Consider the following 13,428-nt stretch of genomic DNA (forward strand, 5'->3'; position numbering starts at 1 on the left):
CCGTTCGCTGCTCTCTATCGTTGGAATCCCGACGCTTACCCCTACCCCTTCACCGAGCCGATCAACACCCCCTTGACGTAATACTTCTGAAGGAACGGGTAGATCAGCAGCATCGGCAGAATGGAAGCGACGATCGTCGCCATCTTGACCGATTCCTCGGAGATGTTCGCCATCGCGGCGCTGTCCGACGCTTGGATCGACCGGGACGATTCCATGGCGCTGAAATTCAGCATGCTTCTAAGGAATACGGTCAGCACTTCGTTGCTCTGCGAATGGATGTACAAGACTGCGTCGAAGTAAGAATTCCAGTGGAACACGCCGTAGAACAGCGCCACGGCCGCGATCACCGGCAGCGAGACCGGAACGACGATCCAGAACAACGTCACGATCGGCGTCGCCCCGTCCATGTTCGCGGACTCCTCCAGCTCGACGGGAATGCTTTGGAAGTAATTTTTCATGATGAAAAAGTTCCACGCGCTAATCGCCGAAGGGACGATCAACGCCCACAGCGTATCGACCAGGCCGAAGCTGTTGACGAGCAAATACGTCGGGATCATGCCGCCGCTGAACAGCATCGTGAAGAAGATGAACAGCGTCAGCGGCGTCCGCCACAGAAACCTGCGAATGGACAGCGGATACGCCAGCGTCGCGGTCAGCAGCACGTTCAGGAACGTGCCGACGAACAGACGGAACAGCGAGTTGCCGTACGCCTGGAAGATGCCGGAGTTTTGAAACATCATCGCGTAGGAATCAAGCGAGAAGCCCTTCGGCAGCAGAAAGATGCCGCCCCCCATCGCCTGTCTCGGATCGCTGATCGAATACATCAATACGTGCCAGAACGGGTACAGCGTCAAGAAAGTCAGCGCGATCAACGCGCCGTTCAGCGCCCAGTAGCCCGGCTCCGGCCTTCGGATCGTTCCCATGTCGTCCCCCCTTAGATCAGACCGCTATCTTTGTCGATTTTCTTCGCGAGAACGTTCGTCAGCAACACGAGGACGAGGCCGACCGTCGATTTAAACAACCCGGACGCGGTCGCGAGATCGTATTTGGCTTCCTCGAACGCCAGCTTATATAAGTACGTATCCAATATTTCGCTGACCTCGTACACGATCGGGTTATAGAGCGCATACACCTGCTCCAGCCCGGCGTTCAGAAAGCTCCCTACGTTGAAAATGAGCAGAATGACGATCGTCGTCCGCAGACCCGGCAGCGTGATGTGCCAGATTTGGCGCCATTTCTTGGCGCCGTCGACCTTCGCCGCCTCGTACAGATGCGGATCGATCGTCACGATCGTGGCCAAGTACAGCACCGTTCCGAAGCCGGCCTCCTTCCAGATGCTCGACGTAATGAGCAGCCCTCGGAAGTACTCGCGGCTGGCCATCAAGTTCGCGACCGCGTCGCCGTGGCCGAACCACATGGCGATCTCCTTCGCGACGCCGGTCGTCGGCGAGAGGATCGCGTACAGAATGCCGCCGATGACGACCCACGACACGAAGTGCGGCAGGTAGACGCTCGTCTGCACGAACTTCTTGAACTTCACGTTCCTGACTTCGTTAATCAGAAGCGACAGGAGGATCGGCGCCGGGAACACGAACAACAGCTGATAGGTCGCGATGATGATCGTGTTTCGCAGGGCGCGCTGAAAGCCGGACATCCCGAACAGCGTCCGAAAATTTTCGAACCCGATCCACTCGCTGGCGAATACGCCTTTATAGATGTTGTAATCCTTGAAGGCGATCGCGACGCCGTACATCGGGCCGTAATGGAAGACGAGGAAAAACGACAATCCCGGCAGCGCCATGAAGTACAGCCATTTGTCCTTCTTCATGATGTCGAGCGTGCGTCTCGTTCGACCGACCTGACTCGCTGCATCCGCTTGACTCACGCGTTTCGTCTGACTTACCAAAGGCTCGATCTCCTCCGTTCCTTGCGTTCTTGCCCTCACTATACCCGCACTCTTCGCCGGCGAACAACCTTCAAGATTCCGCGGTGCCTACAATTTTCTTCGACGTCGCTTCGCCGCCGGCTCCTCCCGCACCCTACACGATTCTCGTTCCCTGCACGATTCTCGCGCCGCGCCGGGCCGCGCCGCCCCGCCCGCAATGCAAAGAGGCTGCCCTCGAAGGGACAGCCTCTCATCCAACGCTATCGAATATGCACGTAGATATACTCTTCGTCGTCCACCGACACGTCGTACTTCTCTACCGAGACCTCGTAGGCAATCGTCCGCGTCGCGGGATCGACGACCATCTGGCCGGTCTTCACGTCGAATTCCCACTGATGCCACGGACAGCGAACGATTTCGCCTTCGCACTCGTACGCGAAGTCGCCCGGACCGGACGACGTGACGAAGGCGGTCGTCACGCCCGTGCACAGCGCCGCCCCTTGGTGCGGGCATAAGTTTCGCAGCGCGTAATACCGGCCCTGCACGTTGTAGACGCCGACGCTGCGACTTCCCGCGTCCACGATTTTTTTCCCGCCGGGCGGGATGTCGCCGACCTTCCCTACGAGGTACTTCGTCATGCCGACGCTCCCTCCGTTTCGCTCCTCCGCGCCGGCAAGCCGTACAGCTCGGCGGCGTTCCGGTAGAAGATCCGGTCCCACATTCCGTCGTCCATCTTCGGGAACGACTTGAACGGGTTGTCGAAGTCCCAGTGCGGATAGTCGCTGGCGAAGAGCAGGTTCGTCTCCGCGAACATCGACTTCATGAGCGGCAGGAAGAGCGATTCGTCCGGCGGCAGCTCGATCGGCTGCGACGTGAATTTCACATGCTTGCGCACGTATTCGCTCGGCGGCTCCTTCACCCACGGCGTCTGGCTGCGAAGCGCCTTCCAATCCTGGTCCATCCGCCAAATATACGGCGCGATCCACAGCATGCCCGCTTCGATCATAACGAATTGCAGCGTCGGGAACCGGTCGAACACGCCCTCGAAGATCATGCTCGCCAGATGCGCCATCATGATTTGCGTGCGCGCCATCCGGTATTCGATATAGTGATTGACGTGGCCGGCGCCGGTCGGCGGGTTGTTGATGCCGATGCCCTCCATGCTGACGTGCACGGCGAACGGCAGATTATGCCGGACGCACGCTTCGTAGATCGGATAATAAAACCGATGACCGTAAGGCTTCTCCGCGCCGTTGGACGAGATGACTTGCACGATTTGCGGATGGGAACCGACCCGGTCGATCTCCTTCGCCGCGAGCAGCGGGTCCTGCTTCGGGATCATGACCGAGCTCTTGATGCGCGGGTCGTTCGCGAGGTAATGGTCGATGCCGTAATTGTTGTAGGCCGTGCACAGCGCCGCCGCGTAATCCGCGTCCGGCGTCGTCTGAATCGCGTAGTCGCCGAGACCGGTCAGAATGGCGTGTTCGATGTTGTATTTGTCCAGATGCTCGGTTTGGAAATAAGCCAGCAGGCTCGAAGCCTTCCCGTCCTGCGGGAAGCTTTGGTCTTGCATGATGCCCCCTTTCGCCCCGTTCAAATACATCGCCCCTTGCGTCGGGAGCCGCATGCCGAACGTGTCGATTTGTTCGCGGTAATGGCGCGGCAAGTAGGAGAGTACCTCATCTCTCGCCGTAGGCATATGAATGTCGCAATCGATGATCGACAGCCGCTTCCTGCCTCTTCTCGGGGTTTCCTGCGTCGCTGCAACGCTTTCCATTTTTTGACCTCCTTCGAATATAACGATACGTTAATGGTACAGCGGAAAAAGGTGCGAGTGAATACACAATTCAATTCACTTCTTTCACATTTTTGCGCATCGAGCAGCTCGGAACGAACGAAAGGAGACAGGCGCCCGAACGCGGCGCTCCGTCTCCCTTCACAGCCGTTCCGTATCGTTCCTCCGCACGCTTACGCCTTCCGCAGCGCTACCGGCGTCACGCCCTCCATCCGCTTGAACGCCCGGGTGAAGGACAACGCGTTGGCATAGCCGACCTCCCGCGAGATGTCTTGGATCGGCGCGCCGGATTCGAGCAGCAGCAGCTTCGCTTCCGCGATGCGCCGCCGCATCAAATAATCGACGAAGTTTTCCCCGAATTGCTCCTTGAACGAGCGGCTCAGCGTCTTGCTGTTCATCTCGAACTTGTCGCTCAGCATCGCGAGCGACAGATTCGGGTCCGCGTAATGCCGGTCGATATACGCGCGCACCTCGCCGAGCACCGCCGCTCGGCCGTTCGCCTCCCGCAGGTCGGCGAATCGCTCGCCCGCGGCCTTGAGCAGCGCGCGGATCGACTCGCCTCGATCCGCCGCGAGCTTCGGCTCCCGCAGCCGGCGTTCGAGCGCTTCGTCGAACTCCTCGTTCCAGACCGCGGCGAACTCGTCGGACAGCTGGGCGACCTCCCGGCGGACATGGTACAGCAAGCAATGCAGCAGCAGCTCGACCCGATCCTCCGGCACCAAGAGCTTTCGAATGTCGTCGAACCAGCCGTCGAGCGATTCCCGCCAGCCGGGCGCGGCGAGCCGGAACGCTTCGGCGAGATCCCGCGCCGTAGCGATCAACCCCATATGGCTGGAGCGGTCCGCACGGTCGAGCGCTCCGTAGCCGATGACGCGGTTCCCGCCCAAGGCATGCTTGTATTTCAGCATGCGGCGCGCCTCGCCGAACGAATCGCAGATCGCCTTCGCCTTCGTCACGGCGGCGCCGACCCCGATCGTCGCCGTAATCTTCAGGTGACCTTCGATCCAGGCCAACGCTTCCCGAAGGCCCGCCTCGACCTCCTCCGGCGACGGCGCCGACCCGCCGTTCGCCGGGTACAGCAACGCGATCTGATGCGCCGCCGCCCAGTCGGCCCACGGCGCCGGCCGGCGCCGGGCCGAAGCGGATTCGACCAAGACGTTATACAACGCGAATTTCAGCAGCGATTGGTCGCGGTCGCTAAAGCGCGCGGCGAACCGCTCGGGATCGTCCAGCTCCGCGACCGCCGTCAAGTACCCTCCGGCGTCCGCATGCCAGCCGTGCGCGGCCAGCTGCTCCCGCGCCTCCTCCTCCGAGCCGGCGAAGCCGCCCTCTCGCAGCTCCGCGAACAACAGCCGCCGCTTGAACGAAGCCAGCTCCTTGTGCCGCTGCTCGAACTCGGTCGACTGCTCGATCATCTTCTCGAGCACCTGCTCCACGAAGCCGAATTCGTCCTTGGCCCCCTTCGCCCCGGCGGGCAGCTTCGCGTCGGAGACGAGATGATCGAGCTTGGCGACGATCGCTTGGATCGGGCGGTAATTTTTCCTCGTGGCGTAAATCATCCAGAGCATGCCGATGACGATGACGATGAAACCGATTACAATATATAGGACGACCAACGTGTCCAGAATGCCCGAGACGACGCCTTCCCGATAACCGAGTCGAATCGTATAACCGCTGTACTCCGAACGGGAACTTGCGTCGATCTTCACGCCTTCCGGCCCGGACGAGAGCATCGGGTTGCCTTCGGCGTCCGACATCGCGAGGTACGTGCTGTTCGGGTCGGACAGCCGCTGCGCCAAGCGCAGCAGATCGCTCTGTTTCACGTTCATGACGATAAGGCCCCCGGCTTCCCGGAACACCGGGATCGTCCGCGTCAGCGTAACGACCCGCTCCGGCTGCTGCTTGTCGAATTCCCGGTAGTCCCGAACGCCGGTCCAGGTCGTCGCGTCGATATTGTCCGCCTCGAGCGCCCGGCGGATAAACTCCCGGTCCCCGAACCGCTCGAACGTCGACGTGACGTTCATCGACTGCACCGATCGGTCGGAGAAGCGATAGATGTAGATAGAGTCGATCAGCGGGTACGCGACCTTGAAATCCCGCAGCATGACGGACAGCTCGTAGGTGCTGTAATATGAGTTATGCGTCGGGTTGAGCCGGGTCAGCACGATGAATCGCGACTTGTCGAGGAGATCCGTATGCAGCACATCCTCGAGCGCCTTCAGTTCCCGGTCCATCGCGGCGTTGACGAACTTCGCCATGACGAGGCTCTCCCGCTTGATCGCTTCCCGGGACAAGTACATCGAGCCTAGCAGCAACGCGATGACCAACACGGTGAACGCGGAAAAGAAGATGGGCAAGTAAGAAACGAGCAGCTTCCGGTAATAACCATGATGCTTCAACCCGATCGCCCCCTTGATCAACCGGCCGCCATGCGGCGCCGGTGTCCCCATTATAACCGATCCGCGGAGTATGCGGGACCTGTTGCGGCCCGCTTTCCGTTTTTTGTCCTTATTGCTGCGGGGGTGCGCAGGACGCAACCATGTTTTACCTCTAGACTACAAGAAAGAGCCGGGGGAACGAAATGCACTTTTCGCGCCGAAATTTTCACTTTCTTGCGTGGGAGGTTTCGTCGCTTTTTCGTTGACAACGCTTGCGAGGGGACGTAGCATGAGGAAGAATCCAGTCTTCGGAGGGAGGGCGCCTCGTGATCGCCGACCGCGTGCGCGTGCATCACTGCATCTTCGCCGGACCGCAGCCCGGCTTCATGATGTCGGAGCAGATCAGCAAATACAACGCGTTGCTATCGATGGAGTCGGGCAGCTTCGAATACGAAATCGGCGACCGGACGGGCGTCGCCGCGTTCGGCGACCTGGTGTTCTGCCCGACGGGCGTCAACTTCAAGCGCCGCGCCCTGTCGGCCGTCAGCTTCCATCATATTCAGTTCGAGCTTACGCCCGATCCGGACGACGCTCGGCCCCCGCTGCTCCCGGAGGTGCATGTGAAGATCCGGGATACGAACCGGCTGCAATCCACCTTCTCGTACCTCAAGAAGCTGCAGCGCAGCCGCTTCGCGGACTCGCCCGAGGCCCGCTCCGCCCGCGACCGGCTCTTCGCCGACCTGCTGCTGCTGTGCGAGCTGGAGTCGATGCAGACCGACGCGGCGCGGCGACCGATCGATCCGCTCATGCAGCGGGCGATGGATCTCATCCAGCGGGAGGCGCTTAGCGGAGACTTGAAGCTGCAAGACGTGGCCGAGCGCATCGGGCTCCATCCGTCGCGGCTCACCCGAAGATTTCAATCCGTCTACGGCACGACGCCCGCCGCTTACGTAACGAAAGTCCGTCTCGACGAGGCGAAGCGGCTGCTCGTCGAGACGAACGACACGCTGGAGTCGATCGCCTACCGCTGCGGATACGAGAGCGGCTCGTACTTCTGCCGAGCGTTCACGGACAAGATCGGCGTCAACCCGTCCGCGTTCCGACACAACCATTGGATTTAACGCCAAGCGAAACATAGAGCACTGAAGCACTGGAGGCATACCTTGGATCTTCTGGAACAGTTATTGCTGAACGTTCTATTCTTAATCGTGTTTCTGCTGTTCATTCCGATCCTGTTGGAATTAAACGTATACCGGATCGATAAGCAGAAGCATTGGGTGTACAGCTTGTCCACCGCGCTCGCCATCATCCTCTGCATTATATTCCCGGTGGAAATTATGGAAGGGTACATCTTCGATTTGCGGTTGGTGGCGTTGACGCTCGGCGGGCTGTACGGGAGCGCCTCTTCGATTTTCTTCCTCGCCGGCGCCACCGTGCTGTCCCGCTTCCTGCTCGTCGGGGGATCCGGCGCGCTCGCGACGTCGTTAGTCGTGTCGGTCGTTCTGATTGTGCTGCTGGCGGTGCGGAAGACGTATTCGCAAGCGGGGAAGCGGAAGAAAATCGTCGTCGGCAGCGCCGTCTCGCTGTTCGCCGGATTGCTCGCGCTGCTGAATTCTACGTTGCTGTTCGGGGCGACCTTTTCCATAGGATTCGTACTGGGATACGTCGCCGTCACGTTAACCGTCACGGCGCTGCTTATTTATTTCTACGAGCTGTTCCATGATTTCGTACTCATTCACAAACAAGTCATGAAGTCGGAGAAGATGGAGGTCGTCAGCCATCTGGCCGCCTCCGTCTCGCACGAGGTTCGGAATCCGCTGACGGCGGTGAGAGGCTTCTTGCAGTTACTGTTAAGGAAGAACCTGTCGGAGGAGCAGAAGGAAGAGTATTTGCGCATTTCGCTCGACGAGATCGACCGGGCGAACGACATTATCCAAAGCTACCTGCTGTTCGCGAAGCCGACCGCCGGCAAGATCGAAATTCTGAACATCAAGGAAGAAATCGACCGCTCGCTGCAGCTGTTGATGCCGCTCGCCAACATGAACTCGGTGGAGATCGACAAGCGGGTGGACGATTATTTCGTGAAGGGCGAGGAGAAGACGCTTCAGCATTGCTTGGTCAATCTCTTGAAAAATTGCATCGAGGCGATGCCGACGCGAGGCAAGCTGCGGATCGAAACCTTCCGGCAACCCGACGGATTGCGGCTGTCCATCGTCGATAACGGCAAGGGGATGACGGAAGAGCAGCTGGCGCGTCTCGGGGAGCCGTATTTCACGACGAAGGGCGATCAGGGCACCGGTCTCGGCATGATGGTCGCGATGAAAATCATCGATTCGATGAACGGAGAGCTGCGCGTCGTCAGCAAGCCGGACGAAGGCACCGCGTTCCACATCCGGCTGCCGCTCGTCGAAGCCGATTAGCCTCGAGCCGCGGCGTCCGCGTAGAAGATGACCGTATAAAACTGCGCCGTCTCCGCGCCCGGATTGACGTACCGGTGCGGCCGGTTCGCGGAGAACCGAACGGAGCTGCCCGCCGGCGCTAGGTAGACCTCGTCCCCGATTCGCAATTCCAGTACGCCCTTATGCACGAAAATGTACTCCTCGACCCCCTCGTTATGGGGCTCGGCGCCATGCTCGCTTCCGGGATCCAGCATGACCAAATACGACTCGAACTTCGTCCGCAGGTTGTAGGAGAACAGCGGATACGCCCGGTAGGCGCCATCCTCCTCGACGAACGGCTCGACCTCGTCCGGCGACACCACCGTCACGCTCGCGTCGGCTTCTTCGATCAACGTCGTGAAGGAGATGCCGAGTCCGCCGACGATGCGCCATAACACCGAGATCGTCGGGTTCGAGTCTCCCCGCTCGATCTGGCCGAGCATCGCCTTGCTGACGCCCGTCAGCTCGGCGACGTTATCCAGGCTCAGTCCCCGCGATTTCCGAATCGCCTGCAGGTTTCTGCCTACCTTCTTGTGTATCGGTTCCATTCCGTTCGCTGCACCTTTCTTCGTATCGCCGTAGTTTCGGTAGTTTCGGTATCCTCCGTATCATACCATAAATCCTTAGCCGCTGAGCTTCGCGCAGTTCGGGCCGAGCTTCTCGTACAGCCGCTCGAGCATCTCGTCGGTCATCCGGTCCAGGTCGTATGCCGGACGGAACCCCCACTCCAGGGCGGCGGCCGTCGCATCCAGCGCGCTCGGCCACCCGTCGGCGATCGATTGGCGAAGCGGGTCGATCCGGTACGTTAGCTCGAAGCCGGGGATACGCCTTCGAATGCTCGCCGCGATACGCTCCGGGTCGACGCTCATCGCCGTGACGTTGAAGGCGTTCCGATGCTTCAGCTTCGCCGCGTCGGCTTCCATCAGCGCGACGATCGCTTGAACCGCATCCGGCATATACATCATGTCGAGGAAGGTGCCCGCGCGCAGATAACACTCGTATTTGCCGGCGCGCACGGCTTCCGCGTACATCTCGACGGCATAGTCGGTCGTCCCTCCCCCGGGCGGCGCCGTATGGGAGACGAGCCCCGGGAACCGCAGCCCTCTCGCGTCGACGCCGTACTTAAACGCGTAGTAATCGCAGAGCAGCTCCCCCGCCGCCTTGCTCACGCCGTACATCGTCGTCGGCCGCTGCAGCGTATCCTGCGGCGTGCCGAGCTTCGGGGCGCCCGGTCCGAACGCCGCGATCGAGCTCGGGCAGAACAATCCGCAGCCGAGCGCCCTCGCCGCCTCCAGCGCTTGGAGGAGGCTCCCCATGTTGAGCTGCCAGGCGAACAGCGGTCGCGCCTCCGCCGTCGCGGACAAGAGCGCCGCCAGATGTATGATCGTATCCGCCCGGTGCGCGGCGGCCGCCTCGTAGATCGCGCCGTCCTCCGTCGCGTCGAGCGTGCGGAACGGCCCGCCGAGCGCGGCCCGGCTCCCGTCCGTCCGGATGTCCGTCGCAAGGACGGCTTCGTCCCCGTACAGCTCGCGCAGCCGCGGCGTCAGCTCCTGCCCGAGCTGGCCCAAGGCGCCGGTAATCATGATTCGTCTCATCGCGAGTCCCCCTTCCGGTTACGGAATCAAACGCAGCTCCCGACCGACCTTCGCGTACGCCGCCAACGCCGCGTCGAGCAACTCCGTCGTATGCGCGGCGGACGGCATATTCCGCACGCGGCCGGTCCCTCGAGGTACGGTAGGGAAGACGATCGCCTTCGCGTAGACGCCTTCTTCATACAGCCTTCTACTGAAGAGCTGGGTCGTCTCCTCGTTCCCGATCATGCACGGCGTAATCGGCGTCTCCGTAGCGCCGACGGAAAATCCGAGCTCCCGAAGCCCCTGCTGCAAGTATGCCGCGTTGCGCCACAGCCGCTCCTGAAGCTCCCGGCTTTCCTGAAGCAGCTCGATCGCCGCGATCGAAGCGCCGACGGCGGCCGGCGGCAGCGCGGTCGAGAACAGGAACGGCCGGCTGCGCGCCTTCAGCCAGTCGACGAGCTCGCGCGAGCCCGCGACGTATCCGCCGACGACGCCGACCGCCTTCGACAGCGTGCCGATCTGCAGGTCGATCTTGTCGGACAAGCCGAAATGCTTCGCCGTGCCCGCCCCTCCGCCGAGCACGCCCGAGCCGTGCGCGTCGTCCACGTACACGATCAGATCGTGCGCATCCGCGATGTCGACGATGTCGGGGAGCTTCGCGACATCGCCGTCCATCGAGAACACCCCGTCCGTGACGACCATGATCTTCTCGTACTTGCCGGAGTCCCGCGCCTCGCGCGCCTTCGCCCGAAGATCGTCCATGTCGGAATGCCGATATCGAATCGTCGTCGACTTCGTCAGCCGGATGCCGTCGATGATGGACGCATGGTTCAGCTCATCCGACAGAATCGCGTCGCCGGGGCCCATGACGGCCGAGATCGCCGCCATATTGCAGGCGAAGCCGGACGGAAAGCTGACGGCCGCCTCCGTTCCCTTGAACGCGGCGAGCTTCTCCTCCAGCTCCTCGTGCAGCCGAAGCGTGCCGTTGATCGTGCGCACCGCCCCGCTTCCGGCGCCCCACGTCCGCGCGGCTCGAACGGCCGCCTCTACGAGCCGCTCGTCGGTCGCGAGACCCAAATAATTGTTCGACGACAAATTGACGAGCTCGCGGCCGCGGATCGCGATCGTCGGGCCGTTCGGTCCCTCGAGCGGTTCGATGGTGTTGTACAGGCCTTGCTCTTTCAGCTCTTCCAGACTGCGTTGCAGGAAAGCGGCGAACGTTCGACTCGTCATGGATATTCCCCCAGATTAATAGTTCTGATGTGCGCGATCACGGAAAAAAATGCGTTATTGTCTATGTACACTATAATACACAAAAATATGCTATGTTGTAACGACATTTCGGAAATTGTACGTAAAATTAAACGAAACCGCAGCAGCCAAGGACAGGAAAATAAAGTCCAAGACTGCCGCGGTTTTATGGGTGTCGTCATGTTTATCTATAATGCTTCTTTAAAGCAGATAATTTAGCAAACCTTTTATCGTACGTTTGCCGTACAAGTAAGTTGTCTAACCAAATTTGAGCTCTTTGTTCATCCCCATTTTTGATAAAGGCTTCGATCATCTGCTTGAAGTGTTTGTGATACTTAAACTCTTCTTCGGCCGTTACCTCCAATGCTTGGTGGTAATAATCCGACGCCTCGCTCATTTCATTTTTCTTTTCGTGCATCATTCCTAAATAAATCAACCCGCTCGCGATTTCTTTTTTGGCGAAGGGTTGTTTTACTGCTTCTTTCATCGTTTCGATCGCTTTATTTCTTAGAGAAAGCAATTCATAAAAACTCGCTCGGTCTACGTAATGCTCATATTTTCTAGGAGGTCTGACGAAAGAAAAGATCCCCATAAATGCCCTCCCCAAAGGCGTTTCGGCTACCTTTCCTCAAATTTTGGGGAATTATTCTATGTGCAGACTTGCGGAGAACGCGCAAAAAATTGCGTGGAACGGGTCATTGTTTGCGCGCCGAGGAAGAGGCCTCTGTTTTATGCTGAACTTCAGGCGCTCCTGTCCGAAGGATCGGACGCTAAACATATAAATCGTGGAGGAAACGCGTATGAAAAAACTAGCAGTCGGTTTGACGGCGGCGGTTGCCATTGTTTCGAGCGGGCTCGCCATCCCTGCGGAAGCCGCCGGCGACCCGGCGACGACAGAAATCAAGAAGGTGTCGGCCGCCCACGCGGTCGCCTTACCCGACACCACCGGCGATTATCAAGTCGGAACTACCAATTTCGATTGGGTAGACTTGTCGAGGAAGGAATCGTTCACGCTTGTTCCCGACGATCACAGGGAGCTGATGGTTCAGGTATGGTATCCGATCGACAGCGTAGAGGGCTTTGAAAAGGAAACCTACATCCCCTCCCCCGCGAACGGAATCGAAAGCGTGGCGGCAAGCCTCGGCATGGGCCCGCAATTCTCCGCCGTCAACGAGGTGGACACGGGGACGTATAAGGACGCCTTGTTGTCGGACGAGGAATCCAAGTATCCGATCGTCCTGTTTTCGCACGGATTAGGCCGCGCCAGATGGGAATACCAATCGATTACTCGCGAGTTGGCCAGCCACGGCTATATCGTCTTCAGCATAGATCATACGTACATGAACTTCGGAACCGAATTCAAAGACGGTCGATTCGTCCCGCTATCCCCGAGCCTCGTCCCCGATTTCAAGGCGATGGACGACTACATCAACCAAGTCTGGGTGAAGGACTTGCAGTTCGTCGTCCGGAAGCTGGCGGTGCTGAACCGAACGGAAAACAAGCTGAATTTAAAAAACAAGCTGGATCTCGCTAAAATCGCGGCGATCGGCCACTCCTTCGGAGGAGCGACGTCGGCGCGGGCGCTTCAGGTCGAACCGAAGATCAAGGCGGCCGTAAACATGGACGGCTCCTTCGTCGGTCTGTCGACGGAGAGCGGAGCCATGACCAAGCCGTTCGCGTTTCTGAAAACCGAGGCCCATGCGAAGGACTTGTCCGGGGAAAACGAACTGCCGCCGACGCCGCCGGGCATGGATCCCCGGGTCATCGCAGACCAATTCAAGGAATACGCCGTCAGGTACGAGAAGGCGGTCGAAGGAGACGCTTACGATATTACGATCGCCGGCACGACGCACTTCGATCATCTGAGCTTTACCGATCATCCCGTGTTGAAGCCCTATTACCAAGACGGCACCCCCTTCTTTGATAACGGGAAGAACCCGAATGATTTTTACGAGCTCGCGAACAGCCTTCTTTTGTCTTTCCTAGATAAGCACCTCCGAGGCAAAAGCCCCACGTTATTCGACGCCGCGATCGTGCAATAGCGAATTGCGTGCTTGAACGTGCACAGGGCGGCTCGGGTTATCCCGAAGCTGCCCTGCAGGCTCGT

Annotated in this window: 12 protein-coding genes; 3 read left to right on the top strand and 9 right to left on the bottom strand. The window is 59.6% G+C overall.

All coding sequences use genetic code 11. The features are described from left to right. Positions 1 to 41 precede the first annotated feature (41 nt). The 5 genes from FE782_RS14235 to FE782_RS14255 all read right to left on the bottom strand — a co-directional run bounded on the left by FE782_RS14235 (position 42) and on the right by FE782_RS14255 (position 6,130). On the bottom strand, positions 42 to 923 hold the full coding sequence (locus tag FE782_RS14235) for a carbohydrate ABC transporter permease (RefSeq protein WP_138194881.1): 882 nt from the start codon (positions 921 to 923) through the stop codon (positions 42 to 44). A gap of 11 nt (positions 924 to 934) precedes the next feature. Next, positions 935 to 1,945 carry an ABC transporter permease gene (locus FE782_RS14240; RefSeq protein ID WP_238392488.1) on the bottom strand — a complete coding sequence of 337 codons (1,011 nt, stop codon included), beginning with the start codon at positions 1,943 to 1,945 and terminating at the stop codon, positions 935 to 937. 200 nt (positions 1,946 to 2,145) lie between these two features. Beyond that, positions 2,146 to 2,523, bottom strand: coding sequence for a Rieske (2Fe-2S) protein (locus tag FE782_RS14245; protein WP_138194882.1), 378 nt, complete (start codon positions 2,521 to 2,523; stop codon positions 2,146 to 2,148). Beyond that, positions 2,520 to 3,662, bottom strand: coding sequence for an amidohydrolase family protein (locus tag FE782_RS14250; protein WP_138194883.1), 1,143 nt, complete (start codon positions 3,660 to 3,662; stop codon positions 2,520 to 2,522). The genes FE782_RS14245 and FE782_RS14250 overlap by 4 nt, the downstream gene beginning before the upstream one ends. A gap of 191 nt (positions 3,663 to 3,853) precedes the next feature. Then, positions 3,854 to 6,130, bottom strand: a complete 2,277-nt coding sequence (locus FE782_RS14255) for a helix-turn-helix domain-containing protein (protein ID WP_138194884.1) — start codon at positions 6,128 to 6,130, stop codon at positions 3,854 to 3,856. 254 nt (positions 6,131 to 6,384) lie between these two features. Between FE782_RS14255 and FE782_RS14260 the strand changes: the two genes are divergently transcribed. Both FE782_RS14260 and FE782_RS14265 read left to right on the top strand, forming a co-directional pair. Next, complete coding sequence (locus tag FE782_RS14260) at positions 6,385 to 7,179, top strand: helix-turn-helix transcriptional regulator (protein WP_138194885.1); 795 nt, start codon at positions 6,385 to 6,387, stop codon at positions 7,177 to 7,179. Positions 7,180 to 7,221: 42 nt separating this feature from the next. Continuing rightward, complete coding sequence (locus tag FE782_RS14265; protein ID WP_138194886.1) at positions 7,222 to 8,478, top strand: ATP-binding protein; 1,257 nt, start codon at positions 7,222 to 7,224, stop codon at positions 8,476 to 8,478. On the opposite strand, the gene FE782_RS14270 is transcribed toward FE782_RS14265, so the two are convergent. The 4 genes from FE782_RS14270 to FE782_RS14285 form a co-directional block, all read right to left on the bottom strand. Then, positions 8,475 to 9,044, bottom strand: coding sequence for a helix-turn-helix domain-containing protein (locus FE782_RS14270; protein ID WP_138194887.1), 570 nt, complete (start codon positions 9,042 to 9,044; stop codon positions 8,475 to 8,477). The two genes, FE782_RS14265 and FE782_RS14270, sit on opposite strands and share 4 nt — an antisense overlap. 75 nt (positions 9,045 to 9,119) lie before the next feature. Continuing rightward, entirely contained in the window at positions 9,120 to 10,091 is a 972-nt protein-coding gene (locus tag FE782_RS14275; RefSeq protein WP_138194888.1) for an NAD-dependent epimerase/dehydratase family protein, read from the bottom strand. 18 nt (positions 10,092 to 10,109) lie between these two features. Continuing rightward, positions 10,110 to 11,303 carry a glycine C-acetyltransferase gene (locus FE782_RS14280; protein WP_138194889.1) on the bottom strand — a complete coding sequence of 398 codons (1,194 nt, stop codon included), beginning with the start codon at positions 11,301 to 11,303 and terminating at the stop codon, positions 10,110 to 10,112. Between the two features lie 202 nt (positions 11,304 to 11,505). Beyond that, positions 11,506 to 11,913, bottom strand: a complete 408-nt coding sequence (locus FE782_RS14285) for a hypothetical protein (RefSeq protein ID WP_138194890.1) — start codon at positions 11,911 to 11,913, stop codon at positions 11,506 to 11,508. A gap of 208 nt (positions 11,914 to 12,121) precedes the next feature. Here FE782_RS14285 and FE782_RS14290 point away from each other — a divergent pair, with 208 nt between their 5' ends. Beyond that, positions 12,122 to 13,363 carry an alpha/beta hydrolase family protein gene (locus tag FE782_RS14290; protein ID WP_138194891.1) on the top strand — a complete coding sequence of 414 codons (1,242 nt, stop codon included), beginning with the start codon at positions 12,122 to 12,124 and terminating at the stop codon, positions 13,361 to 13,363. The last annotated feature ends 65 nt before the right edge of the window (positions 13,364 to 13,428 follow it).

Origin of the sequence: Paenibacillus antri (assembly GCF_005765165.1) — a bacterium.
Taxonomy (GTDB): domain Bacteria; phylum Bacillota; class Bacilli; order Paenibacillales; family YIM-B00363; genus Paenibacillus_AE; species Paenibacillus_AE antri.

What these genes read in the sequence shown, in the direction of transcription:
- FE782_RS14280 (WP_138194889.1), bottom strand. Translation starts at nt 11,303, where the DNA reads ATGACGAGTCGAACGTTCGCCGCTTTCCTGCAACGCAGTCTGGAAGAG.
- FE782_RS14285 (WP_138194890.1), bottom strand. Translation starts at nt 11,913, where the DNA reads ATGGGGATCTTTTCTTTCGTCAGACCTCCTAGAAAATATGAGCATTAC.
- FE782_RS14235 (WP_138194881.1), bottom strand. Translation starts at nt 923, where the DNA reads ATGGGAACGATCCGAAGGCCGGAGCCGGGCTACTGGGCGCTGAACGGC.
- FE782_RS14255 (WP_138194884.1), bottom strand. Translation starts at nt 6,130, where the DNA reads ATGGGGACACCGGCGCCGCATGGCGGCCGGTTGATCAAGGGGGCGATC.
- FE782_RS14270 (WP_138194887.1), bottom strand. Translation starts at nt 9,044, where the DNA reads ATGGAACCGATACACAAGAAGGTAGGCAGAAACCTGCAGGCGATTCGG.
- FE782_RS14250 (WP_138194883.1), bottom strand. Translation starts at nt 3,662, where the DNA reads ATGGAAAGCGTTGCAGCGACGCAGGAAACCCCGAGAAGAGGCAGGAAG.
- FE782_RS14290 (WP_138194891.1), top strand. Translation starts at nt 12,122, where the DNA reads ATGAAAAAACTAGCAGTCGGTTTGACGGCGGCGGTTGCCATTGTTTCG.
- FE782_RS14245 (WP_138194882.1), bottom strand. Translation starts at nt 2,523, where the DNA reads ATGACGAAGTACCTCGTAGGGAAGGTCGGCGACATCCCGCCCGGCGGG.
- FE782_RS14275 (WP_138194888.1), bottom strand. Translation starts at nt 10,091, where the DNA reads ATGAGACGAATCATGATTACCGGCGCCTTGGGCCAGCTCGGGCAGGAG.